Source organism: Allorhizobium sp. Av2 (genome assembly GCF_021462805.2).
Classification (GTDB): domain Bacteria; phylum Pseudomonadota; class Alphaproteobacteria; order Rhizobiales; family Rhizobiaceae; genus Allorhizobium; species Allorhizobium vitis_G.
In genome coordinates, this window is record NZ_CP192699.1 from 168,510 (window position 1) to 193,566 (window position 25,057).

20 protein-coding genes and 1 pseudogene are annotated in these 25,057 nt (G+C 54.9%); 14 read left to right on the forward strand and 7 right to left on the reverse strand.

The annotated features are described in order from the left end of the window. Positions 1–31 precede the first annotated feature (31 nt). The gene (locus FS819_RS26490) at positions 32–2,998 is read left to right on the forward strand and encodes a Tn3 family transposase (protein WP_070167330.1); all 2,967 of its coding nucleotides are present in this window, start codon (positions 32–34) and stop codon (positions 2,996–2,998) included. Here FS819_RS26490 and FS819_RS26495 read toward each other — a convergent pair whose 3' ends face one another. Further along, a complete protein-coding gene (locus FS819_RS26495; RefSeq protein WP_156551590.1) occupies positions 2,999–4,348 on the reverse strand; it encodes an ABC transporter substrate-binding protein in 1,350 nt (449 codons plus the stop codon). It abuts the gene before it with no gap. Positions 4,349–4,653: 305 nt separating this feature from the next. After that, a complete protein-coding gene (locus tag FS819_RS26500; protein ID WP_156551589.1) occupies positions 4,654–5,556 on the reverse strand; it encodes an IclR family transcriptional regulator in 903 nt (300 codons plus the stop codon). Between the two features lie 132 nt (positions 5,557–5,688). On the opposite strand from FS819_RS26500, the gene hydA reads away from it, so the two are divergent. The 13 genes from hydA (at position 5,689) to FS819_RS26565 (ending at position 20,592) form a co-directional block, all read left to right on the forward strand. Continuing rightward, positions 5,689–7,065, forward strand: a complete 1,377-nt coding sequence (gene hydA / locus FS819_RS26505; RefSeq protein WP_156551588.1) for a dihydropyrimidinase — start codon at positions 5,689–5,691, stop codon at positions 7,063–7,065. A gap of 2 nt (positions 7,066–7,067) precedes the next feature. Next, complete coding sequence (locus FS819_RS26510; RefSeq protein WP_156551587.1) at positions 7,068–7,796, forward strand: SDR family NAD(P)-dependent oxidoreductase; 729 nt, start codon at positions 7,068–7,070, stop codon at positions 7,794–7,796. A gap of 495 nt (positions 7,797–8,291) precedes the next feature. Beyond that, positions 8,292–9,296, forward strand: coding sequence for an aldose epimerase family protein (locus FS819_RS26515; RefSeq protein ID WP_156551586.1), 1,005 nt, complete (start codon positions 8,292–8,294; stop codon positions 9,294–9,296). A gap of 1 nt (position 9,297) precedes the next feature. Continuing rightward, a complete protein-coding gene (locus tag FS819_RS26520; protein WP_034948757.1) occupies positions 9,298–10,089 on the forward strand; it encodes a GntR family transcriptional regulator in 792 nt (263 codons plus the stop codon). 35 nt (positions 10,090–10,124) lie between these two features. Continuing rightward, entirely contained in the window at positions 10,125–12,161 is a 2,037-nt protein-coding gene (locus tag FS819_RS26525) for a hydantoinase/oxoprolinase family protein (protein WP_197434255.1), read from the forward strand. Beyond that, on the forward strand, positions 12,161–13,843 hold the full coding sequence (locus FS819_RS26530; protein ID WP_156551584.1) for a hydantoinase B/oxoprolinase family protein: 1,683 nt from the start codon (positions 12,161–12,163) through the stop codon (positions 13,841–13,843). The genes FS819_RS26525 and FS819_RS26530 overlap by 1 nt, the downstream gene beginning before the upstream one ends. After that, a complete protein-coding gene (locus tag FS819_RS26535) occupies positions 13,836–14,864 on the forward strand; it encodes an SIS domain-containing protein (RefSeq protein ID WP_156551583.1) in 1,029 nt (342 codons plus the stop codon). Before FS819_RS26530 ends, FS819_RS26535 begins: the two co-directional genes overlap by 8 nt. Then, entirely contained in the window at positions 14,861–15,829 is a 969-nt protein-coding gene (locus FS819_RS26540) for a carbohydrate kinase family protein (RefSeq protein WP_156551582.1), read from the forward strand. The genes FS819_RS26535 and FS819_RS26540 overlap by 4 nt, the downstream gene beginning before the upstream one ends. Continuing rightward, entirely contained in the window at positions 15,826–16,566 is a 741-nt protein-coding gene (locus FS819_RS26545; protein WP_156551581.1) for an ABC transporter ATP-binding protein, read from the forward strand. The genes FS819_RS26540 and FS819_RS26545 overlap by 4 nt, the downstream gene beginning before the upstream one ends. Positions 16,567–16,607: 41 nt before the next feature. Further along, positions 16,608–17,432, forward strand: a complete 825-nt coding sequence (locus tag FS819_RS26550) for an ABC transporter permease (protein WP_156551580.1) — start codon at positions 16,608–16,610, stop codon at positions 17,430–17,432. A 74-nt stretch (positions 17,433–17,506) separates the two neighbouring features. Next, complete coding sequence (locus FS819_RS26555) at positions 17,507–18,610, forward strand: ABC transporter substrate-binding protein (RefSeq protein ID WP_034948770.1); 1,104 nt, start codon at positions 17,507–17,509, stop codon at positions 18,608–18,610. Between the two features lie 85 nt (positions 18,611–18,695). Then, a complete protein-coding gene (locus tag FS819_RS26560; protein WP_156551578.1) occupies positions 18,696–19,487 on the forward strand; it encodes an N-acyl homoserine lactonase family protein in 792 nt (263 codons plus the stop codon). 82 nt (positions 19,488–19,569) lie between these two features. Further along, a complete protein-coding gene (locus FS819_RS26565; RefSeq protein WP_156551577.1) occupies positions 19,570–20,592 on the forward strand; it encodes an SIS domain-containing protein in 1,023 nt (340 codons plus the stop codon). Positions 20,593–21,025: 433 nt separating this feature from the next. Here FS819_RS26565 and FS819_RS26570 read toward each other — a convergent pair whose 3' ends face one another. The 5 genes and pseudogenes from FS819_RS26570 to FS819_RS26590 all read right to left on the reverse strand — a co-directional run bounded on the left by FS819_RS26570 (position 21,026) and on the right by FS819_RS26590 (position 24,748). Beyond that, entirely contained in the window at positions 21,026–21,649 is a 624-nt protein-coding gene (locus tag FS819_RS26570; RefSeq protein ID WP_234625152.1) for a DeoR/GlpR family DNA-binding transcription regulator, read from the reverse strand. Positions 21,650–21,813: 164 nt separating this feature from the next. Beyond that, positions 21,814–22,548 carry an IS21-like element helper ATPase IstB gene (gene istB, locus FS819_RS26575; protein WP_156551621.1) on the reverse strand — a complete coding sequence of 245 codons (735 nt, stop codon included), beginning with the start codon at positions 22,546–22,548 and terminating at the stop codon, positions 21,814–21,816. Then, positions 22,481–24,047, reverse strand: a pseudogene (gene istA, locus FS819_RS26580) (IS21 family transposase). Before istA ends, istB begins: the two are co-directional and overlap by 68 nt. Positions 24,048–24,101: 54 nt before the next feature. After that, positions 24,102–24,542 carry a hypothetical protein gene (locus FS819_RS26585; RefSeq protein WP_337735777.1) on the reverse strand — a complete coding sequence of 147 codons (441 nt, stop codon included), beginning with the start codon at positions 24,540–24,542 and terminating at the stop codon, positions 24,102–24,104. Continuing rightward, positions 24,539–24,748: a hypothetical protein gene (locus tag FS819_RS26590; RefSeq protein WP_156551628.1), complete on the reverse strand. Its 210-nt coding sequence runs from the start codon at positions 24,746–24,748 to the stop codon at positions 24,539–24,541. Before FS819_RS26590 ends, FS819_RS26585 begins: the two co-directional genes overlap by 4 nt. Positions 24,749–25,057 lie beyond the last annotated feature (309 nt).

Consider the following 25,057-nt stretch of genomic DNA (forward strand, 5'->3'; position numbering starts at 1 on the left):
ACTCTCCGCGGCGAAACGGGAAGATCAGAGAATGGTGCGAAGAGCATTACTGAGCGAGGCATGGTGGCAACAGGCGACGATCATCCCGGATAACGAAAGGGAGATCGCCAAACATTACACGCTGGATCGATCGGATCTCGACCTGATCATGCGACAGAACAAGGCCTCGAACAGACTGGGCCTCGCCTGTGTTCTGGCCACGCTACGATACCCTGGCCGACCGCTTGCGGATGGCGAGGTCCTGCCGGCTGGCGTCTTACGATTTCTGGCGCGGCAGATCGGCGTCGATCACCATGAGATCGAACGTTATTTCGAGCGCCCACAGACGCGGCGCGAGCATCTGGCCCTGCTTTTCGACAGAATGCAGATGCGTCCGTTTGTGCCTTCGGACGTGCGGGCACTCACAGGCTGGCTGACACCTGCCGCACAAACCCTGCGCCACGCCGATGTATTGGCGGATATGGTCGTGGAAGAACTGCGACGCAGGAGAATTCTCTTGCCAGCGCGGCCAGCGCTCGAAGCCATCATTCATGTGGCGATCAGGCGCGGCATTCGTATTGCTCATCGGGCCTTGGCCGGCGGGATCTCAGAAGGCCAAAAGCTCGATCTGGACAAGCTTCTCGATCCGCGTGAGGGGACAAGCGTGACTATTCTTGCCTGGGCGAGAACGCCAGCATTGTCGCCAGCCGCCGTCAACCTCGACAGAATTGCCGAGCGCATTCGCTTTCTCCGGTCTCTGAACCTGCCGACGACGTTGATGGATCGCATTCCGGCCAAGGTCTTTGACGAATTTGCTGCAGAGGGGACGCGAATGAGCGCGCAGCATCTGCGCGACCTTAACACCGAACGCCGACATGCTGTCCTGGCTGCAACAGTGCTCCACCTTTCCCGCCATCTCACCGATTGCGCGATCGACATGTTCAAGAAACTCATGGGCATCCTGACGCGGCGAGCCAATAACCAGGCGGCTGCTCGCGTCACCCGATCCGTTCGGGAAGTGCAGACGCCGTTGAAGGACGTTTCAAAAGTCTGCCATGCGATCATCAAGGCCAGAGAGAAGGGTGAGGACATGGCCAAAGCGCTTGATCTGGTCATCCAATGGCCAGCTTTTACAACCAGTGTCCAGGCGGTCGATACGCTGATCGCGCCGGATGTTATCGACGGTAAAATCGAAATGCTCCAGCGCTATCCGACGATCAGGAAACTGGCGCCACAGTTTCTCTCCACTCTCGTGTTCCGCGGTCACGCAGTGGCGGCGAACCTCTTGCGGGCGCTATCCGTGGTCGCGGGTCTATATCGTACGGGCAAAAGGACCATACCCGACAAGGCACCGATCTCCTTTGCGCCGAAGGGCTGGATGCCTCTCATACTCAAAGATGGAAAGATTGATCGCAGGGCTTATGAGCTTTGCCTGTTCAGCGAATTGAAGCGCCGGCTCGATGCGGGCGATGTCTGGGTGGAAGGAGCCAAACGCTTCCAGTCTTTCGAAAGCTTTCTCATTCCCACGCCGACATTCGAGCTGATGCGTGAGGAAGGACCGCTTCCAATCGCCGTTGATACCGATGTCGAGACGTATCTTCGCCAACAGCGCCAGCTGCTGAACGATGGACTGGCTGACCTCTCGCGTCTGGCCGCAGCCGGCGAGCTCGACGATGTAGAACTGACCGGGGCGGGGTTTAGCGTCACGCCGCACAAGGCTATGTTTCCGGACATCGCCAAGTCGCTGAAGCTAAAGGTGGAAAGCCGTCTGCCTGCGATCCGCATCACTGACCTTTTGCTCGAGGTTGACGCCCGAACGGAATTTTCGAACGCCTTTACCCATTTGCGCAGCGGTCGGACGGCCGACAACAAGCTTGCGCTCCTCACCGCCATCCTGGCGGACGGGATCAATCTCGGTCTCACGAGAATGGCGGACGTTTCCCCCGGCATTACGATGCGCCAACTCGCCTGGGCGCACGACTGGCATATTCGCGAGGAAGGTTACACGGCCGCGCACGCCATTCTCGTCAACGCCCAGAGGCAATTGCCTCTGGCAAGCTTGTGGGGCGATGGAACAACGTCATCCTCCGATGGCCAGTATTTTCCGGCGGGCGGACACGCCGAGGCGATCGGCGACCTCAACGGCCGCTATGGTCCCAACCCCGGCGCCAAATTCTACCGGTTCACCTCTGACCAGTACGGCGCTTTCTACATCATCGCCATGAATGCCAATGCGAGCGAAGCCATCTATGTCCTCGATGGACTGCTCTATCATGGCAGCGATCTCGCCATCGGAACCCACTATGTCGATACCGGCGGGGTAAGCGATATGAGCTTCGCCCTTTGCCATCTCGTTGGTTTCCAGATTGTGCCTCGGCTGCGCGGTCTCAAGGATCGCAAGCTCTATCTTTTCCCGCGCGACGCGCCTCCCGAAAACCTGGCGCCGCTCGTTGGCGAGCACATCAACGTCGAGCGGATCAAGGCAAACTGGAACGACATCCTGCGGCTGGTCACGACGATCCGTTCCGGGCAGGTTCGGCCTTCGACCCTGTTGGCAAAGCTGTCCGCATTCCCACGCCAGAACGGACTGGCGTTGGCGCTACGCGATCTCGGTCGCATCAATCGGTCCATCTTTCTGCCCCAGTGGTGGCAGAACCCCGAAATGCGCAGGAACGCGACGGCCGGCCTCAACAAGAGCGAATCCCAGAACACCTTGGCCCGCGCACTGTTCTTCAATCGCCTCGGAGAATTGCGCGACCGGACTTTCGAGAGCCAGTTCTACCGAGCATCTGGACTGAACCTGCTAATCAACGCCATCGTCTACTGGAACACACTCTATCTTGAACCGGCGTTCGCCGAGCTCAACCGAGATGGCATTCCCACGCCGCTTGACATCATCAAACACATTACCCCACTCGGCTGGCAGCACATCAGTCTCACCGGCGATTACATCTGGACCCCAACAGACGGCGTTGATCTCAGGCCATTGCGGCGCGAAACATCTATCCTCGCAGCGTGATCACCATACGTTCTCAAAAGTCGGACAGATCCAACACTTTCGTGTCGTGACGCCCACGAGCGCTTGATCCACTGTTTGCTGGCCGGTGAGTGCGGCTGCAATCTGCTGGCCGACCTCTGTACCGATGCTCTGGTATTCCGGTATCGAAGCATAGGTTATGCCCGTATATGGTACAGGATCCTTGCTGGGCTTGGTTGGGTCCGCCGACAGGATCGCGTCCTTGACGAAGTTCGCGAAGGGCGCAACCTTCTGGTACTCGGCAAGATCATAGGTGGACTGCCGAGTACCCGGCGGGATCACTATCCAGCCCTTCTTCTCACCCACAGCCCGGATATATTCCTTCGAGGTCGCCCAAGCCATAAAGCTTTTTGCAACGTCGGCCTTACCTGACGATTTGGGAATGGCGAGAGCCCACGCCCACTGCAGCGCGGCGCCGTTTGGCACATCAGCGATCGGTGCCTTGGTAAATCCGACCGTGGCAGCGACTTTACTTTCAGCCGGATCGAAGAGGTAACCCGCGGCGACCGTGGCATCAATCCACATACCGCAATTACCACCAGCGAAAAGCGCCCGCGTCTCGTTGTAGCCGTTGGATGTCACCCCCGGCGGGCCGTATTTTTTGAGCAGGTCGACATAAAGATTTACAGCCTTGTGCCAGGCCTCGGTGTTGATCTGCGGTTTCCATTCCATGTCGAACCACTTGCCACCATGGGTGTTGACCGAGGTCATGATCGGCACCATGTTCTCGCCCGAGCCCGGCTTACCGCGAAGGCAAAGGCCGTAAACCTTCTTGGCGGGGTCGTGGACCTTAGCGGCGAATTCGGCGATTTGCGCATAAGTCGGCTGTTCGGGCATCGTAATCCCGGCTTTTTCAAACAGGTCGCGGCGATAGTAGGTCATCGAGCTTTCAGCGTAGAATGGCAGGGCAAAAAGCTTCCCTTCGGTAGAGAGGCCCTTGCGTACAGTCTCGAAGATATCGGCGTAGTCATAGTCAGCACCGAGATCATCGACAGGGAATAGCCAGCCGTTCTTTCCCCAGATCGGCGCCTCGTAGGAGCCAAGTGTGATAACGTCGAACTGGCCGCCATCGGTAGAAATGTCGGTTGTGACCCGCTGGCGTAGCACGTTTTCTTCCAGCACAAGCCAATTGATGGAGTTGCCAGTCTTCTGCTCCCAGTCGGAGGAGAGCTCCTGCATGATCACCATGTCCTGGTTGTTCACCGTAGCGATAGTGATCTCTTCTGCAGCCGCCTGTGAGAGGCCTAGCGCCAAGATCGCGGCAGCGCAGACCGTTCGCCCACTGGCGCGGAGGCGGGACGATGAACCGATGTATTTACTCGTGATCGACATTTCATTCCCCTTTTTTGAAGTTCTTTATACAGAATGCCGTTCTGTATGGCGATCATAGAAGCGGGTCAGGGAATTTCTGTCAAGGATAATTTTAGAATGGCTGCGTATGCCGTATGCAGCGCGTGGGCGTGCAAGACTAGCTGCCCAAGTGGTACTCTGATGATTGCTCTGACCCTCTCAGACGTTCAGGCAGCATGGCCGCGGCTCTTAGACATGCGAAATTGACCGCTACCATGCCATGGGGCGGCTGCCGCTAACGCTGCGAATGGCTATGACGTGTGGGTACGTGGACGTGGATTCTTTAGTTAGCGGCGGAAGTTTTCAGGCAGACGCGCCAGGGTCTGCTGGTGGATCTCCGCCACTGCAACCCGCATTGCGGTCGACACCTCAACCTCGAGAGCACTCATGACGTCAATGGGCGCAGAGCAGTTGATAATAAACACCACGTCCCCGCTCCTACCGAAAATTGGCAGGGCAATAGCCATCAGCCCATCCGTGAATTCGGCACGGCTGCGCGCATAACCCCGCTGTCGGCTGGCTTGGAGTTCGGCAACCACCTCATCCTGGGTCGTCAGCGTCGCTGCGGTATACTGAACTGGCGTCCAGTCATCGAACCACGTCTGAACTTTCTCCTCCGGCAACCAGGCAAGATATGCACGCATTTGAGCCGAGGCATCGCGTGGGTAGCGAAAGCCGATCGGCAAGGAGACTTCCATACGCATCGGATCGTGGAATTTATCGATCAGCATGAAAGTCTGATCGGGCATCGGCTGAGACAGAACGAATGGAAGACCGATGGCATTCACCAGGCCGGCAATTTCAGTTCGAATGATGTCGATCATCGGTATGGACAGCAGCTTTGATACGCTTCCTAGAAGCCCGGGATGGAGAGCGTAAGTTTTCGCTCGCTCGTCAAATCTTAGCCAACCGTGTTCCTGCAGCGTCTTAAGGATCGAATGGCAATGACTTTTAGTAATTTTCAGCGCCGACGAAATATTTGCAAGCGTTGTCTCCTCGGCAGGCTGCCAATTGAGATATTCAATAACTGCAATCGCCTTATCCAAGGCCGGCACTAAGCCCAAGCCCGGTTTGCCGCCTTCGCCAACTCCGGATGTCACCGTCCAATGGGTACCGTCGTGGCTGAGTTTCTCGGGTGCCTGTGACGATGGCTCTTGCATGGGTGTCACGGTAGGGCGGGGAGACTTCATGATGAAAACCTTAAGTGAAGCATGACGCCTAACACAGCTTTTCTGCTTATGTCATCCAAAAGCCGTTGACCGAGAGAGGCCGCAATATTATGTTCTCTTAATAGCACATCATTCTGCATAAAGAACAGGCGTATGATAGATCTTATTATTGTCGACGGCACGATTGCGACCAACGCAGGGACTTTCGTGGCCGACCTTGCAATCAATCGCGGCCAGATTGTGCAGATTGGAGGCATGCTGCCCGCGGCGCGACGGACTATATCTGCAGAGGGGCTGCTGGTGCTGCCGGGCGGCGTCGATGTTCATACCCATCTCGACGCGCCTTCGCTCGACATGATGACCGCAGATGATTTCCGGTCCGGCACGATCGCCGCAGCCTGCGGCGGAACGACGTCCCTTATCGACTTCTGCCAGCAGACTCCTGGCGGCACGCTCGCGCAGGGTATAGCTAACTGGAATACCAAGGCCGAAGGCAAGGCAGCGATTGACTATGGCTACCACATGCTGATCCCGGATTTTAATGCCGAGATCGCGAACGAGCTAGCGACACTTCCAGATAAAGGCATCACCAGCTTCAAGCTGTTCATGTCCGGAAAGGGCGGCGCCATGGTGGACGACCATGCGCTGATCACGGCCATGGATGTAGCAAGGAACTGCGGTGCGATGGTTATGGTACATGCCGAAAACGGCGATGCCGTTCATTTTCTGCAGCAACAACTTTTGCGAGAGGGAAAAACAGAGCCTAAATACCACGCCGCTAGTCGCCCCGCCAGAGCAGAAGCAGAAGCGACCGCCCGTGCTGTCGCGCTGGCGGAGATGACGGGGGCTCCGCTCTACATCGTTCACGTCACCTGCGCCGAGGCCCTTGACGAGGTGGTACGTGGCAAACTGCGTGGCGCCCCGGTGCTTGCAGAGACCTGCACCCACTACCTCTATCTGACGAAAGATCACCTTGATCGACCCAATTTTGAAGGCGCGAAATACGTGTTCTCTCCACCGGCTCGCACAAGGGCGGATCAGGAAGCACTCTGGCTGGCGTTACGCCACAACATTCTCGAAACTGTGTCATCTGACCATTCCTCGACGCGTTTTCACGATCAGAAGCAGGGTGGGCGCGGCGACTTCACAAAAATTCCCAATGGTCTTCCAGGAATCGAAGAGCGTTTCATTATGCTCTATCAAGGTGTGGTTGAGGGTCGCATCACTATAGAGCAATTTGTCGACCTCGTAGCCTCAAGACCGGCGCGAACTTTCGGACTATCACCTAGGAAGGGTACGATCGCAGTCGGCTGCGATGCTGATCTAGTGCTCTTCGACGCCAACGCTCGACGCACGATCCGCAATGACGAGCTGCACCATGCTGTGGATTATTCCGCCTATGAAGGGATAGACGTCCGGGGAAAAGTGATTTCTGTGCTGCTCCGGGGGAAAGTTATCGTCGAAAATAGCAAGTATTGCGGCGAACCCGGTTATGGGCGGTTCCTGCCGCGCGCGCGGATGGAGCATTGATAATGCGAGCAAACCGCCAACGAACAGCGCTCATCTTTGGTGGGAAATCGGGAATCGGCGCAGCTGTAGGAAACCTGTTTGAGCAGTCCGGCTTCAGGATCTGCGTGGCAGACCTTTTCGAACCGTCCGAACTTGTGCAGGGTTTATCCTTAGATCGTATCGTATGCGATGTATCCGATGCAAAATCGGTCAGACATGCAGTCGACGGCGCATTGCAAACACTTGGTCATATCGACATCCTGATCAACAATGCCGGGACCGGCACATCTGCCACTGAACTTCAACAGGTATCCCTGCAAGAATGGCGGCGTGTCTTTGAGGTAAATATTTATGGCACGCTGCACGCCATCCAAGCCGTGCTTCCCCACATGTTGGAGCGCGGTTATGGCCGCATCATCAATACAGCATCGCAGCTAGCTCATAAGCCTGCACCCGGGCAAGCGGCTTACTGTGCGTCCAAAGCTGCGCTCGTTGCTCTCACTGTTTCGCTCGCCCAAGAAGTCGCTGCGAAGGGCATAACGGTAAATTGCGTCTGCCCCGGGCCGACCGATACCCAAATGTGGCACTCGAGCGACCCGGCATGGAAGGAATGGAAAATATCCCAGTTGCCAATCAGACGCCTCGGAAGCGTCGACGAAATCGCTTCAGCCTATCTTTACCTTGCCAGCGATGAAGCCGCCTTTATGATCGGACAGAGCCTTTCACCAAATGGTGGGGACGTGATGTGGTGATATCTTTTTTAGAAGCAAGGATTGGATCATCCGATGACGACTTCAACTTGCTCCGCAGTCCGAGTGCCTTTCAACATAATTGGGACCCTGCCTCTGGGACGGAATCTTTCGAAATCAAAGCGGACCTTCACAGAGTCGGATGACAGAAGGCGCGATTTGACTTGGTCCTTCAAGGGTCGTGCTAAACTTTCGTGAAGAAACTGCACTGCACGTCTGTCATTGGTTAGGCTTGCAACGCATCATTTTGCCTAAGGCCAGACGCAATTACACGTAGGAAGAGCACGCGCCAGCTTTCGATTCTCTATCTTTTCGGGAGCTTATGCGCTGCCTTTGTAAATTCAGTACTTGATAGAGACACCTCCGCGACCACCCACCTTTCATCAGGTTAAAAAAAAGCAGTTTTTAAAATTTTTCTCTTGCAATCACCCATTTGTTATAACAACATAATGACATAATAAAAGTACGCCTCAGTAAGAGGCGGCGAAGAGGTGAACAATGCTTTACAAACTGCAAGGCCGCAGCGGCTTATCCGTGGAATTTTTAGATATCGGCGGTTGCGTTAAATCGATCATAACGCCCGACAGGTCAGGACATGCGGCCAACGTTGTGATGAGTTTCGCAACAGAAGCCGAATATCATCGCGACCACCCGTATTTCGGAGCGCTAGTTGGCCGTTTTAGTGGCCGCATCGCCAAGGCAAGATTTGCGCTCGATGGTGTTGAGTACTCATTGTCTGCGAATAACGGTCGCAACCACATCGCAGGAGGAGCTCAAGGTTTTGATAAGAAAATCTGGAGCGTGGAGGTCTTGTCGGAATCTTCGGCAAAATTGACTTATAGTAGCCCGGACGGCGATGAAGGATATCCTGGAAAACTTGATGTCTCTGTAACGTATAGCGTCACGAACGACAATGAGTTTCAGATTGACTACGAGGCTATAACAGACAAGCCAACAGTGCTGAATCTGACAAATCACTCCTATTTCAATCTTGGTGGCGAAGGAAGCGGCACGGTTGAAGGCCACGTCCTCACAGTCAATGCCGACAAGGTAATCGAGGTCGATGACGAGCTCATTCCAACCGGCCGTATTCTTGATGTGGTCGAAACACCGCTCGACTTCAGAACCCCCCACACAATCGGCGCTCGGATACGGAGTGGACATCCGCTCACAAAATTTGCAAAAGGCTATGACTGCAGTTTTGTCCTTGATGGCAGCAAGAACCTGCGCGTCGTGGCTCGTGCTTATGACCCTGTGACTGGTCGAATACTTGATGTTCAAACCACTGAACCCAGCCTTGCATTCTACTCGGGTAATTTTCTCAATGGAAGTCTGATTGGGGCAAGTGGAAGGCAGTATAGACAAGGAGATGCTTTTACGCTTGAGCCGCGCCATCTGCCTGACTCTCCAAACCAACCGTCCTTTCCGACAACCACGTTGAGACCTGGCGAGCGCTACGAAGCAACAACCATCTATCGTTTTTCAACCGATAGCGGGAGATAAGATGAACATGTCGAACCGACTCGTGAAAAGCGGCGTCCCGCTTGTTTATCAACTGGGTGAGATTTTTCGTCTCAAGATCGCCAATGGCGAATTGAAAGCAAATGATCCCTTTCCGACCGAAGATCAGATCTCAAAAACATATGGCGTTAGTCGTATGACCGTCCGCCTAGCACTCGCCAAACTCGTCAATGAAGGCTTCATACGAAGGCAGCAAGGCGTCGGCAGTTTCGTCAATCCCAAGGGCCTAATGCGCCCGGATGAAACGCAGCCAGTCACACGCGACATGTCCGATGTTAAGAGCACAACGAACATCCTGGAGGCAGCAGGTAAAACTGTAAGTACCAAGGTAATTTCGTTTTCCTTAAGCAAACCGTCTCCGAGAATTGCCGAGCAACTCGACATTGCGGAAAGTGATATGATTTTCCACTTCGAGCGTGTTCGTTTCGCTGACAACGAACCCGTCGTGCTCGAAAAAATCTGGGTTCCTGAAAAGATTTGCAGCTCGCTAACCCAGAGTGACGTCGAAGGTTCTGTCTATCGCGTACTTGCAGATCGATTTGGCCTGAACGTAACTGCTGCACACCAAGCCCTTAGGGCTGAAATTGCAGACGAGAACCTCGCTGCGATACTGGACGTGGCTACTGGGTCTCCAATCATGCGCGTTGCAGGCGTGAGTTACACCGACACTGGCGCACCGGTGGAAGTCGAGGAATCCTGGTTCCGATCAGACATGATGGAATTCATAATAGAACTGGGCAGTTTGTCGACTTACGCTCGTTTGATCGAAGACTAAGCGACAATTAACAACAAAATCTGATGAGGGATGCGATGAACAATAGATCGCCACAGAAGCTTGCTGTCGAAATTGGCGGCACATTTACCGATATTATTCTCTTCGAGGACGACGGAAAGCAGCCAAAACTAACGACACTGAAAGTCCCATCCACTCCGCGCCAGCCAGAAAAAGGGGTACTTTCCGGCGTCGACCAACTTGATATTGCCTGGCCTGACTTGCACGACGTGCTGCACGGTTCGACCGTTGCAACTAATGCAGTTTTGGAACGCAAAGGTGTTCCTACGGCGCTCATTGTAACCCGTGGATTCCAAGACATTCTCGAAATCCAGCGGGGAGATAAGACAAACATTTACGATATTTTCTACCAACGGTCGCGTCCAGTTGTTCCACGGGAATGGGTTCTTCCGGTTACCGAACGCCTTGATGTGAGCGGTGATGTGCTCGTGCCCTTGGCTGAAGAAGAGATCCGCAGCTTGGTTCCTCGACTCCTGGAAGGGGGCATTAAAGCCGTCGCGATTTGCTTCCTTCACAGCTACAAGAACTCACAACATGAAGACCGGGTTCGAGCAATCATAGAGGACATCGCGCCTGAGCTTCTCGTCCTCACGTCGTCGGAGCTTTTGCCACAGTTCCGTGAGTATGAGCGAGCCAGCACGGCTACAATGAGTGCATACATCTCACCGATTATGTCCCATTACATTGGACAACTCACCGAAAAGCTTGAAGAGCGTGGGTTCGGTGGCAGCCTGTTCATTACGCAGTCTAATGGTGGAGTTCTGCCTGCCAACGCAATCCGTCGTGAAGTGGTCCGGACGCTGTTGTCTGGTCCTGCTGCCGGTGTGACTGGAGCAATCTACGCGGCAGAACAAGCCGGCATGCAAAACATCATTACCTTCGACATGGGTGGCACGAGCACCGATGTCTGCCTCATCAACGACGGTCAACCGTTGATTACAACTGAGAATATGCTGAACAATCTACCAGTTGCTGTTCCGATGATTGATATTGCAACTGTCGGTGCCGGGGGCGGTAGTATCGCCGCGATTGACCGCCACGGGATGATGCATGTCGGGCCTGAAAGTGCAGGCGCTGATCCAGGCCCGGCCTGCTATGGTCACGGCGGGACATTTGCGACTGTTACCGACGCGAACGTGGCGCGTGGTATTATTCGACCCAAGACTTTTGCCGGCGGGAACTTCAAACTCGATTCTGAAGCGGGCCACGGGGTGATCGAACGCCTTAGCCAAGATCTGGCTATGACCGGGGCGCAAGCAGCAGAGGCCGTCACCCGGATTGTTGAAGCCAACATGACCCAAGCCATCCGTTTGGTGTCGACACAGCGTGGTTACGATCCGCGAGATTATGTACTCGTCGCCTATGGTGGTGCTGGCCCGATCCACGCAGCCTCTGTAGCGAACGAACTCGGTATAACGCGTGTACTCGTGCCACCACATGCCGGTGTGTTGTCGGCATTTGGACTTTTGGTTGCCGACATCGCTCGTGACTACGTGCAAACGGATGTTGCGCTCGCTTTTGACCTATCTCCCGATGATTTCCGCGCAAAGATCGAAGCTTTGGCAGAGAAGGCCCGCAAGGAATTCGAGTCACATGGTTTCGGCGCGAATGAGCTCAAGGTTTTTGCCGGGCTCGACGTTCGTTATGAGGGCCAGGCCTTCGAACTGCCGATCTCAATCGATCCAGAGACCGTCACATCCGACCTAGTCACGACCCGTCTGCATGACGCTCATTACAAGCGCTATGGCTTCGCGTTTGAGAACGAAAGTGCCGAGGTGGTGAACTATCGTCTGAAGGTCGTCATACCTCGCAAGACCAAAGATGTCTCGGTTCATGTCAATGAGACAGGTCCGGTATCAACCGAACTTGGCTCTGTGCTTCTGCGCGGTGAGGCGCGTGAGACCGTGTTCTGCAAGAGCGAGACTATGACGCTCGAAACCACAATAACCGGTCCTGCAGTTCTTGAGGCGGACACCTCTACTTGCTTTGTGCCGGAGAATTGGACTGCCCGTCTGCTCGAAAGCGGAAGCGTTCTTCTTGAGAGGAAAAACTGATGACTACTGTTGATCCCGTCACCTTCAATATTTTTGCCAACAGCGTCCAAGCCATCGCTCAGGAGATGAGCAATGATTTCATTCGGACTGCTTATTCCACCGTCATTCGCGAAGCCGCCGACTGCTCGACCTGCCTTGTCGATCGCAAGGGCAGAGTCCTCTCACAGTCGCAGAATATTCCTCTGCATCTCAACTCGGTGAGCCCAGCGGTTCAGGGCGCGCTTGCCAAAACCGACATTACAGCGCTCACCGAAGATAGCGTCATTATTCTGAATGACGCCTACAACGGCGGCCAACATCTCTCGGACATCTATCTTTTTTCGCCGATCATCCACGATGGAACACTTATTGGATTTTCTGGGTCGGTAGGGCACCATGTCGATCTCGGCCACTCGCCCGGCTACAATCTCTACGCCAGAGACGTTTTCGAAGAACGTATGCGTTTCACGCCAATGGTCTTTTCACTGTCAAGAGACTGGAACGGTGGCATCCTTGAACAGCTGATCCGGGCAAATGTGCGTATCCCCCGCGATACGATCGGCGACCTCAACGCGCAGTTGACGGCCAACGAGACGGGCCGACGCCGCGTCAAGGAATTGATCGCTCGATATTCTGTGGACACCGTCATAGCTGCATCGGACCAGCTCCTCGACTACGCGGAATCGTTCATGCGCGAGGCTATCAGCGAAGTTCCCGATGGTACCTACCGAGGAATAGACTACATCGACACGGATGGTCTCGAGCAGACGAACCTCGAAGTGCATGTCGCTGTCACCGTAAAGGGTGACACTTTGCATCTCGACTTTGAAGGCACATCGGCGCAGGTGAAAACTGCAATCAATTGCCCCCGCGCCTCGACGATTTCGTCTGCATATTCTGCGCTGAAAATGCTTCTGACAAAGCCGTCAATCCCGTTGAACGATGGTTCCTACCGTCCGATCAGCATTTCCGCTCCGGAGGGCAGTCTCGTAAATCCCATCCCCTTCGCGCCGGTCGAGGGTCGCAATGTGGTGGTCATGCGCGTTTTTCAGTCGATCCTTCTTGCCCTTTCAAAGGCTTTGCCGGACCGTATACCGGCCCCGGGTTACGATACTCGCACGGAAGTCGATCTACATTGGCAGGGTGCTCGCACTTACCATGCGATCAGTGAGCAACTTGGAGGCGGTTATGGCGCAGGTCCAGGTAATGACGGAGCCGACCAACTGGACGATCCATTAGGTAACTGCCGAAATACCCCTGTGGAAGCGCTCGAACTTTCACAATCCTTTTTTAGGGTTGAGCGCTACGAATTGAGGCCAGACTCCGGCGGGGCGGGGCGATATCGTGGAGGTCTGGGCGCTGTACGCACCTATCGCTTCCTTCAAGATGGCGTTCATATGAGCGTGTACTCGGACCGGTTCATCAACAAGGCGCCGGGTGTTCAAGGCGGGCATGACGGAACGAACGCCTATATCAAAGTTACGAGGAAAAATGGCGTTGAAGAGCAGTTGCCGCCCAAAGGTGCTGCGGTACTCAATTCCGGTGACGAGCTCGAGGTCGCGATCGGCGGCGGCGCTGGCTACGGTGATCCAAGAAGCCGCGAACCCGAAATGGTTCGTGCTGATGTCCGTTCCGGCAAGGTAACCGAAGACTCCTTGAAAGCCTACCAAGGCGGACAGCCGGGAGAACCGGCGAATGCATGATCTGATCGCAGATATTAAAAGCCAGTCCGAAACTTTGCTCGCCAATGCCGGCCTTCTCGACCGAGCCTATCACAGCTCAAGCCGTTGGACGGGTGGTAGCGATGGCTTCGTTATAACAGGTATGGCAACTTCTCTGTGGGCCTGGCATTCGGCAAGTCTGATCCTCAGTACCGCTGGCATCGGACACGCGGTCGCTGATACGAGCGAATATCATCGGTACGGAACCGCGCAGAGTGACACTTCCCCGTTGATTATCACTAGCCGATCCGGTGAATCCGCAGAAATTATCAATCTACTGGATGTCGTCCAGCCCGGAAGGCCGGTCATCGCTGTTACCGCGTCCGAGCACAGTACGCTTGGACGCAAAGCAACTAACGTCTTGCCGTTCAAGGCGGAAGAGAAGGCGTTCTACAACACGTCTTCTTTTACCACTACGCTCTGCGTCGCAACCTCAATGGTCGCCGGATTGGCGAACAGAACCGATCTGGCACCCGCTGTTTGGCTAGCAAAGCTTGCGGAAAAAGTCGATGTCGTGGCCAACCTAGATCAGGAAGTCTTTGCTGCGGCAGCTGCCGCCATTGCGAAATCTCGCGTTGCTATCATGACCGGCCGTGGTCACCTTATCGGACTCGCCCAACAAGCATCGCTTGATTTGCAGGAAGGGATGCGCATTGCAGCAATCCCGGTATCCGGCGGCTTGCTACGTCATGGGCCGATGGAACTGATCAACCTGCCAGACAGTGTCGTTGTTATGCTCATTCCAAACGATCACATGGCTGGAATTATGGTTCGGTTGGCCTCTGACCTGGTAGGCTACGGAGCTTCAGTAGTCGCGATAGCAGCTGGCCCTGTAGATCTGCCGGCAGGCGTCAGTGTGATCCGGGTTCCCGAAACTATCCCGGAGCTAAATGCGGTTGTTTTTGCTGTTGCGCTTCAAAAACTAAACGTGTCGGTCGCCCAGGCACTGAACATGAGTACAATTGAGCCGGCCCTCATCCCCAAAATTACGAGGGTAGAATGAGTATTGATGTTCTCGCTATAGGTGACCTTACGGTCGACCAGATATTCGGCCCTCTTCGTGATCTCCCTACATGGGGAAGAGAAACCGAAGTCGATACTATGGATGTACGCTTAGGCGGAAACACCGGGAATTTCGCGCTCGCGGGCAAGGTGCTTGATCTTAACGTTGTCTGCGTGGGGCCGGTCGGAAAAGATGACAATGGCCTCTGGATCAAGAATGAAATGGAGAAGAGCGGTCTGAACACAGACCTGCTCGACTTTAGAACTGACTCTCCGACCAGTGTTACAACAGCACTCGTCAGGGAGGACGGTGAGAGGTTATTTATCACCCTCCCGGGCGCATTGGCCAAACTTGGCCAGACATTGCGCCAGTCCCGCTACTCTGATGCGAAAATCGCCTTACTTTCTGGATGGTGTCAACCTCCTCGCGTTGCAATGGACATCTTGCTTGACGCGTTCACACGATTGAGGACAACCGGGACCAAGATTGCGATCGATCTCGCATGGTCGGAAGCGAGTTGGGGCGTCCGTGATGACGTCCTGCAAATCCTTTCCCAGGTAGATTTTGCGCTAATGAATAGCGACGAGGCAGCGGCTCTCTCAGGCGAAACAGACCTGATATCTGCGGCTGAAACGATCTCTGAAAAGCTCGCCCAATCCGCCGTTCTGGTCATAAAAAATGGTGAACATGGTGCGCTCGTTAAAGAGCGTCACAAGCCTTGCGTCATCGTCCCGATTGTGTCGATGGGTGAACCGGCGCACGCGGTCGGGGCAGGCGATTGCTTCAATGCGGGATTTTTTCATGCCGTCTTCGTCCAGAAACTCGATGCGGAAGCCGCCACAGCGTTCGGATGCGATTTCGCAACGTGGATGCTGGTGCACGGCAGGGAGGCAATAGTTGATGTCTCGACTGTCTCTTCATCTCGACGTCAAGCCGGACTGAACCAATCGGGGGATCTGCTATGATGAGAGACTTACGGCTAGAGTCCGTAACAATCGCCTATGGCGAAAAAACAATCCTTGAAAATATTGATCTGACGGTTACCAGGGGCGAGATTATTTGCCTGATCGGCGCCAGCGGTTGTGGGAAATCGACACTCCTAAATGCGGTAGCAGGCCTCATACCTGTCCGATCGGGCTCGATCCTTCTGAATGATAATCCAGTCACTGGTCCATCCGCCGATCGTGTGATGGTTTTCCAGGATGACGCTGTTTTCCCGTGGATGAAGGTCCGTGAAAATGTCGAGTTCGGACTTAAGATCAAAGGTCTTCCTGAGGGTGAACGCAATCGCATCGTAAATGAGAAGCTCGCGACTGTCGAACTGTCGCATGCCGCAGATCTATACCCCAGGGAATTGTCAGGCGGCATGCGCAAGCGCGTCGATCTGGCTCGCGCGCTCGCGGTCAGTCCTCAAATGATCTTGATGGACGAGCCTTATGGTGCATTGGACGCCATGACCAAGGAACGTCTTCAAGTCCAGTTCCTGAAGGTTTGCGAAGACACAAACGCCACTTCGCTATTTGTCACGCACGATATCGAGGAAGCGCTTTTCCTCGGCGATCGCATCGTCGTGCTCGGTCGAAACCCAGGCCACGTAGCGCATGTCATTGATGTGCCGTTCGGAAAAGATCGAACCCTCGAACTCAAGCGAACCGGTGTTTTTCAGCAGCTTCGAGGGACCGTGTCGGATCTCATCGTCTAACACATCCAGTAAATTAAACCCATAAAAAAGGGGAGCCAAAAATGGCCGTTAAAACAGAGGTGCCCACCGGCAGGGCGGCCCGAACGAACAAGTTGATCCGGCAGTTATTCGTCCCACTCGTACTGGTCGCTCTGTGGTTTGCAGCAACCTGGAACGGTACCATCGACCCGATTTTTCTACCTTCACCGGCAGATGTGTGGCGCTCCTTCTTGTCGTTAGCACCGCTCTTGCCTCAGAGTCTCGCGGCGAGTGTTTCGATGACGCTTGGCGGCTTCATTGGCGGTAGTCTCCTTGGCCTCGCAATGGGGCTTACGATGGCATACAGTCGGCTCGCTCGAGAAATCTTTGGTGGCGTTCTCGATTTCTTTCGGCCTATCCCAATCTTCGCGCTGATACCTCTTTTCATTCTTTGGTTCGGTTTGGGCAAAACGCCACAAATTGTCCTCATCGTCCTGGGTACTTCGCTCGTCATTGGTGTTGCAACGATCGAGGCGATCAAGAACGTACCCGCGGTATATATTCGTGCAGGCCTGGTACTCGGCGCTCAGCGCGGGACGATCTACAGATCGATCATCCTTCCGGCAATTTTTCCCCATCTGCTCGGCGCAATTCGGGTAGCCGCTGCCTCGTCCTGGGGACTCGACGTTGCCGCCGAATATATTGGCGCGCAGGTCGGACTTGGCCATCTGATGATTATCAGAGTCCAATATCTCGACACCGCGGGCATCGTTGTGATTGTCGGCATTTATTGCCTCCTTGCCATCATTCTCGACAAGATTGTCGTCGCGCTCGAACGTCCATTAACGCGATGGACGGAAAAGGGGGCAGGCAAGGGTGTTGTTGGTTCCATAACAGGCGCCAGCTGAGTTGCAGAGGCGCGAGTGGCAGCGCTGACAAAAACAATGCCAACAAACATCAACCAAACCAGAGGAAGAACACAATGAAGAAAGCAATGAAAATTGTTGCCGGACTGTCGATAATCCTTTCCGTGCTAGCATCCGGGAGCACGGTGGCACAGGCGCAAGATGCAAAAACTGTGCACGTTGGGATCACGCCATATTTTGATTATATGCCATGGGTCATTGCTAAGGAAAAAGGGCTCGACAAGGAACTCGGCATTGACCTGGATCTCGTGACCATAACGAACACCGCCGCAGGTGTCGCCGCAATGCGTCAGGGAAGCCTCGACATCGTCTCATCTTGCCACGTTTGCGATTTCCCGCTCTATCAGGCTGTCCCTGCGCTACGCAGTTTTCTGATCACGGACCAGTTCAAGGGGTTTATCGTTATTGGTCGAAAGGGAACCGATACGTTTGCCGACCTGGCTCCCAAGATCGGTGCAGAAAAAGCGAAAGAGCAAATTCTCAAGGGGTTCAAAGGTAAGGAATTTCCGACAGTTCTGTCCAGCTACCGTCCTCTTCTGACCGCAGCTCTCGGTCAAGTTGGACTAACTGTTGATGACATCAACGTCATCGAATCCGGGGACGATGCACAGGCTGCATTGGCCTTTCAGCGTGGCACCGGCGACTACTATATGGGTAGTTTGCCGCAAGAGACCAAGCTTCTTGCAATGCCGGACAAGTACGTGAACGTTGGCGGCCATGAAATTCTCGGCCCGGCAGGACTGTGGTACTCAACGATGGTTTCGACGCAGGGTTGGCTTGATAAAAACGAGGACACTGCATTGAAGCTGGCAGCGATCTGGTATCGCGTCTCTCGTTATGCCGACGAACACTTCGAGGAAGTCGCGCCACTTTGGGTCAAGGCAACAAATGAACGGGCTGCGGCGTCATTCACGGTCGATGAGTTCAAGAACACGTTCCAGTTGATGGCTTTTCCAACGCTTGAGAAAGCCAAGACTACGGTCTTCAATCCCGAGTCCGATGTCTACTGGAAGCACTCTGTAGACTTCTATGAGAAGCAGAATGCCGATCAACTTCCAAGCGGCGTGGACCCTGCAACAAGGGCACTCGAAGAGAAATATTACGACAAGCTTGTCGCAAACAAAAAGCTTACCGACTGGGTCAACAGCCCGCTCAAGTAAAGGCCACAGATCGAGCTGAAACACCGGCTCTACGGAGCCGGTGTTTCGTCAGAGTCATAGACGGTGAACCGAAGGAGCCCGACCAATGACGTCGATTCGCCTTTACTGCATGACTGGCGGTACACTTCATTTCGACCAAGGTGTGTTTACACATATGCTGGGAATGGGTCGGCGAATGAAAGCACCCACACCCATATTCCTAGTTGATCACCCGAAAGGTAAAATTCTGTTCGAGACAGGATTGCACCCGAACGCGGCTGTCGATCCGGTGGGGCAATGGGGTGAAGAACGCGCGGTTGATTGGGCGGCCGAGTTTGAGCCAGAACAGGCCGTTGACCGGCAGTTGGCAGCCCTTGGTATTAGACCCGAAGACATCAGCTTTGTTGTTATGTCATGCCTTTATCCGGATCATGCCGGCGGCATGCATCTGTTCCCGAACGCAAAGTTCATTGTTCAATTCCGTGAACTACAAGACGCATGGTGGCCGGATAGACGCCTCACCAAAAGCTACGCCTATCCGGAAATTCAGGAAATCCGAGACCTCGATTATCTCGAACTGCACGATGAGGACTATGATCTGTTTGGCGATGGCTCTGTCGAAATCCTCTTCACACCGGCTCACACGCGCGGTGAACAATCGCTTGTCCTTAGGCTGCCGAATACGGGCACGATTGTGCTCCCTGCTGGAATTTTTCCGCAGAAGGCGAATTACGTGAACAATGTGATGACGGGAACGCCCATGGTCGATCCCGCTACTGCACATCGATCAATGGCGCGGCTGAAGCGTATTGCAGAACGCGAGAATGCCATGGTGATCTTTCATCACGACATTGACGCTTGGGATGACATCCGCAAATCCCCACACTTCTACGACTAGATCGAAAATCCTTTCATTGCGTAGCGCTCGGCGACTGATCGAGCATGACCGAACTGACATCAACAACAGGAAACAGCACCCGATGACTACGCAAATGTATCAAGAGATCATGGAAATTCCATCCGCGATCGCGTCGCTCATTGAGCGATCTGGTGCCGAACTGAAGCAAGTCGGCAAAACTTTCGAGAAACTAAATCCTGCAGCCATAGTTACTATCGCGCGCGGCTCGTCAGATCACGCCGCGCATTTCCTAAAATATGCTATCGAACTCAATGTCGGTATTCCCGTAGCTTCGCTCGGCCCATCCCTCGTCTCCGTCTATAACGCTAGATTGAAGTTGGACCGATGTGGAGCTCTAGCGATCTCCCAGTCCGGCAAAAGTCCCGACATCGTAACGCTAGCGGAAGCGGTTAGAAACGGTGGCGCATATACGGTCGCGGTGTTGAATACGATTCAGTCCCCTCTGGCGAATGCCTCCACCGTAGCGGTAGACATCGCCGCAGGCCCTGAGACTGCTGTGGCCGCGACGAAGTCGTTCGTCAACTCCGTGGTGGCGGGCTTACTTCTGATTGCGGCATGGACGGACGATGAGAAACTCGAGCGCGCAGTCAAGTCACTCCCGGAACACCTGTCAAATGGCTCTGATGCCAAATGGCCTGAGCTTGCGGCCGCGTTAGAGGGCCAACAGTCCTGTTACATTATCGGAAGAGGCCCCAGCGTTGCTATCGCTGCCGAAGCTGCCCTAAAGTGCAAAGAGACCTGTGAGCTTCATGCTGAAGTTTACTCCTCAGCTGAACTTATGCATGGTCCAGTTTCGCTTGTATCACCAAAATTTCCTATCTTGGCGTTCGCCGCAAGAGATCTTGGGGAAGGTTCCGTGTGTGCAGTTGCAGATCAACTAGCGTCGAAACGAGCCAACGTGTTCGTCACCTCCGAGAATGCAGAAGTGGCGACACGCTTGCCGTTTATTGCAACAGGGCATCCTCTCACCGACGCGCTAGCTCAAATAGTCCCATTCTACAGATTTGTGGAAACACTCGCACGGCAAAGGGGATTGAATCCAGACGCTCCGCCAGCGCTCATGAAAGTTACCGAAACTCTTTGAACTTATAGACAACGCTCATTCCATCACGCGCCGCCGGTCAGCTTTCGATTTGTTAGAGGAATTCTTCTTTCGTGCAGAGCACGAAATCGGCAATGATTATCCGTTAGCGCGAACATATTGTCTGCCGGCGGACGCTACCATGGTGACGGCAACAGCTCGCTTTATGCCTTGGTAGCTATTTCTTTGTCCCAATAGCCGTACTTGTTCGCGATATGATTTCGTATCTCTAGCTAACATTCCGAGCTCAGACTTGCGCCTCAAAAAATATACGCAAGACACGGTCTCAGACATACATTTCGGCGGCCTATCGTTATTGTGGAAATTGCAGGAACTGACAACGATATGACGAATTACTTCTGACGAAACCACACGCTAATTCGCCCTGTCCAGCAGCAATTTTGAAGAGGTTATCCTGAGTACTCCGGTATACCGACTAGTCCAGCAACGTCCTAATATTATTCTGTTCCAGCAGGGCGCGACTTTTAGCATTCTCTTCAGTGACTAAGATGTCGATAAGGGACAGAGGGCCAATTTTGTAGGCGGCGGCCGTACCGATTTTGTCAGAAGTAGCGATAGCCACGACTTCTGCGGCGGCGCTGATCATTGCGGACTTTATTGCCACTTCATCATAACCCGAAGTTGTCAAACCTAGATCCTCATGAATTCCATGGACACCAATAAAGCACAGATCAGCACTCATCGAATGGAGTTGCTCCAAAACCCTCGCGCCAAGCGTCATCTGACTTCGTTTGTCAAAGACGCCCCCAAGGAAGATTATTTCTAGATGAGCGTGTTCGTTGGTGACTGTCGCAATTAGGGGGCTGTTCGTCACGATCGTCGCCCTCAAGTCCTTTGGCAGCTGCCGGACCAATTCTAGATTAGAAGTCCCGCCATCAACGATGACGACCTGATCTCGGAGCACAATCTGAGCCGCGCGCCGCGCTAGTCTGACTTTTTGTTCGGCGGAAACTTTGTACCGCCCCTGAAAGGGGAGGGTGCCAGGCGAGATCGGGAGAGCTGCCCCATGGACGCGTTTGATAAGACCTTCCGCCGCCATTTCGCGGAAATCGCGTCGTGCCGTGTCTGTCAATCGGCTCGGAATGTTGACCCCTTATCGGCGTCCAATCTTCACCCCCCTGTAGCCGATCAGCGCTTGGCCTGCCCGGCGCTGGCCGGGGTTGCAGAGGGTAGGCCAAGTGCGGGTGATGTCGTTCTTCGTCTTTAGCTTTGAGAGCGGTTCTTGAAGCGCCAGGATTCGTTTCCGGTCTCGACGATCTCGCAATGATGGGTCAGGCGGTCGAGGAGCGCCGTCGTCATCTTGGCATCGCCGAACACTGTCGGCCATTCACCGAAGGCGAGGTTCGTGGTGACGATGATCGAGGTGCGCTCGTAGAGCCTGCTGATGAGGTGGAACAGGAGTTGGCCTCCGGCCTGAGCGAAGGGCAGATAGCCGAGTTCATCGAGGATGATGAAGTCCAGGCGATTGAGGTAGTCGGCCGTTCGTCCCTGCTTTCCGCTGCGCGTTTCCGTTTCCAGGCGGTTGACCAGATCGACGACATTGAAGAAGCGACCACGCGTTCCGTTGCGGATCAAGGCACGGGCAATCGCAATGGCCAGGTGGCTCTTTCCTGTTCCCGTGCCGCCGACGAGAACGATGTTACGTTGGTCGGCGACGAAGGTGCCGGCGGCCAGCTCCCGGACCAGGGGTTCATTGACGGGTGTATCGGCGAAGTCGAAGTCGTCGATGTCCTTGGCCAGAGGCAGCTTGGCGATGCTGAGCTGGTAGCGAATGGACCGGGCCTGCTTCTCGGCGATCTCCGACTGCAGGAGGTCACCGACAATGCGCGGCGGTTCGTGCTGTCGCTTGATGCCGTTGCCCATGACCTCGTCATAAGCGCTGCGCATTCCGTAGAGCTTCAGCGTGCTCATCAGTTCGAGAACCTGTGTGCGTTCCATCAGCTTGCCCTCCTGAGCCTGTCATAGCGGGCGCAGTCGGCGACCGGCTCATGGGTCAATCGAAGCGCATCGGGGGTTTGAAGAGTTGCCGCTGGAGCCGGATCACGACTGCGGGCCAGAATGTTGATGATCACCGAAGCAGAGCAAACGCCGTGATCCAGTGCCTCTTGGCAGGCCGCATCGACAGCCGTCAGACCATCGGTCGGAACGCAGGCAAGGATGGTAACCATTTGCCGATCACCGGCATGGACTGACTTCAGGCGCTTGCGGACCTTCTCCATCGCCGCTGGCAGTGCCCAGTCCCTGAACGGTGCACCATTGCGCAGAGCTCCGGGTTTGCGAGCCAGAACAGGCACATAATGCCAAGGATTGTAGGCTGTCTCGCCCCGGCCAAAACAACGCTGATGCTCTCCGACATTGACCCCGTCCTGCCGGATAACGATCCGGTCGGCATAGGCATGCACCTCGACGGGGCGGCCGACGGCAGTCGAGAGAACTGAGTATTTGTTGTTGTCGAAACGGACCGTGCAGGTCTTTGACACCGAGGCCGGGACGCTGTGGAAGCCGTCGAACGGCCCGACGTAATGCACGAGGCTGCCGCGCTCCTCCTCGAACACCTGCCAGATCATTCGCTCGGTCTGCTCGGGATGACGGTGCGCCCTGGCATAGGCGATGCATTTGTCGAGTAGCCAGACATTCAGCTCATCCAGGCTTTTGACCCGTAGGCGCGGGGTGAAGAAGCGTTCACGCACCAGACCGACCTGGTTCTCGACTTGCCCTTTCTCCCATCCGGATGCCGGCGTGCAGGCAACAGGTTGAACCAGATAGTGGCTGCACATCTGCAGGAAACGGCGGTTATATTGCCGTTCCTTGCCGACGAACACAGTCTCGACCGCGGTCTTCATGTTGTCGTAAATGCCGCGCGTGCAGGTGCCTCGGAAGAAGTCGAAGGCCTTGTCGTGCGCATCGAACACCATCTCCTGGCTCTCGCGCATATAGGCTCGGGCAAACATCATCCGGCTGTGGCAGAGCCGGACATGCGCTACCTTCACAGTCGTCGTCACCCCGTTGATCAGAATGATCTCGTGACTCCAGTCGAACTGGTAGGCCTCGCCTGGCGCGTAATAGAGCGGAACGTAGGCCTCAGCTGTGACAGCTCCCCGGCTCCTCGACCAGCCTTTTGCATAGCGCCGGATCGCATCGTAGCTGCCGTCATAACCAAGACCCCGAAGCTCCTCGTAAATCCGGATCAGAGTCAGTTGCTCCCGAGAAGGCTTGCCCTCGTTGGCGGCCAGAAAGCGTTCGATCTCAGCCTTCCAGATGCCGGTCTTCGGTAATGGTTGCCGTTCTCGCTCATAAGAGAAGTCGGTCTCATTGGACCGCAATATCTTGCGGACCGTGTTGCGCGAGACATGCAGCTCCCGGACGATCTTCTTCACCGACCAGCCCTGCACATGGAAGGCTCGACGAACACGCGCAATCGTATCCACTCGCTTCAACTCCTCCTCCATCCGTCGTCAAAAAACGGATGGTCAGACGAAACATGAAGGGGGTCAAAATTGGACGCCGATCACCCCGCCAGAGGGGTCAATATTCCACGCCGAAACACACCTCCAGGTCGCCGAAGCGCGCCATGGCCGTTTTCTGTGGCTCCAGCGGTCAGCGATCGAAGCCACCGTCTCCTTTTGACGGAGAGGCTTCTCCCAGGTCGGCGCGGTGGGCTGAAACGCGACGAGATCACCAACCACCGTGAGGGCCTCCGTAAATCCGATTCCACGAAGATAGCTTGCGAGCGCAAACACATCGCCCTTGGCATCCGAACGGGCGTCGAACCAGCCCCTGTCGTCATGGATGACGATAATGATGTCGTCGTCGCGCCGGAATTTTACCGCCCGGCGCGTGCTCTCTTTTCGGTCTATCGCGAAGCCTTCATGCTCAAGGACGGCTGCGCAGCCCACCCGGGTACGCAGCTCTTCGATGTCATTCTTATTCATTTCGCTCCCTCTGCTTTCCTGACTGTTCGGACTGGCAGCGCCCAGGCCGCGAAGATGGAAGCGCGCAAGGGCGCGGTTCGCAATGTGCAGATCTGCGGGACAAGCTCGCGGCGAAGCCTCCCTTGCGCGCGCATCAGCGCAAGCGGCACGCCTTCCCCCGAAGGGGTGATCGGCTCAATGAGCCGATCCATAGGCAAAGGGGTCATATTCGTGCTTATGCACAGATGCACATAACAATGATTATGATCCGTGGGAGATTATGGCCTCCTCGCGGTGAGATCGCCTGAGACTGCGCAGCCCGGGGTCAACCGAGCTGCGCATAATCCCGCCCCGACTGGCGTGCCGGAATACTACGTGAATGAAGTTGGAAAATAGCCACCACACATGCCGTTAGCGGCGATTGTCTTCTAACCGATAAGCAACATCGATCCCGCGGCAGGTCGCCAATTGCGGCGCCTCAGACTAAGTTTAGACTGCAAGAGGCCACAGGCTGAGCAAAAAAAAGCGAAGTGAGA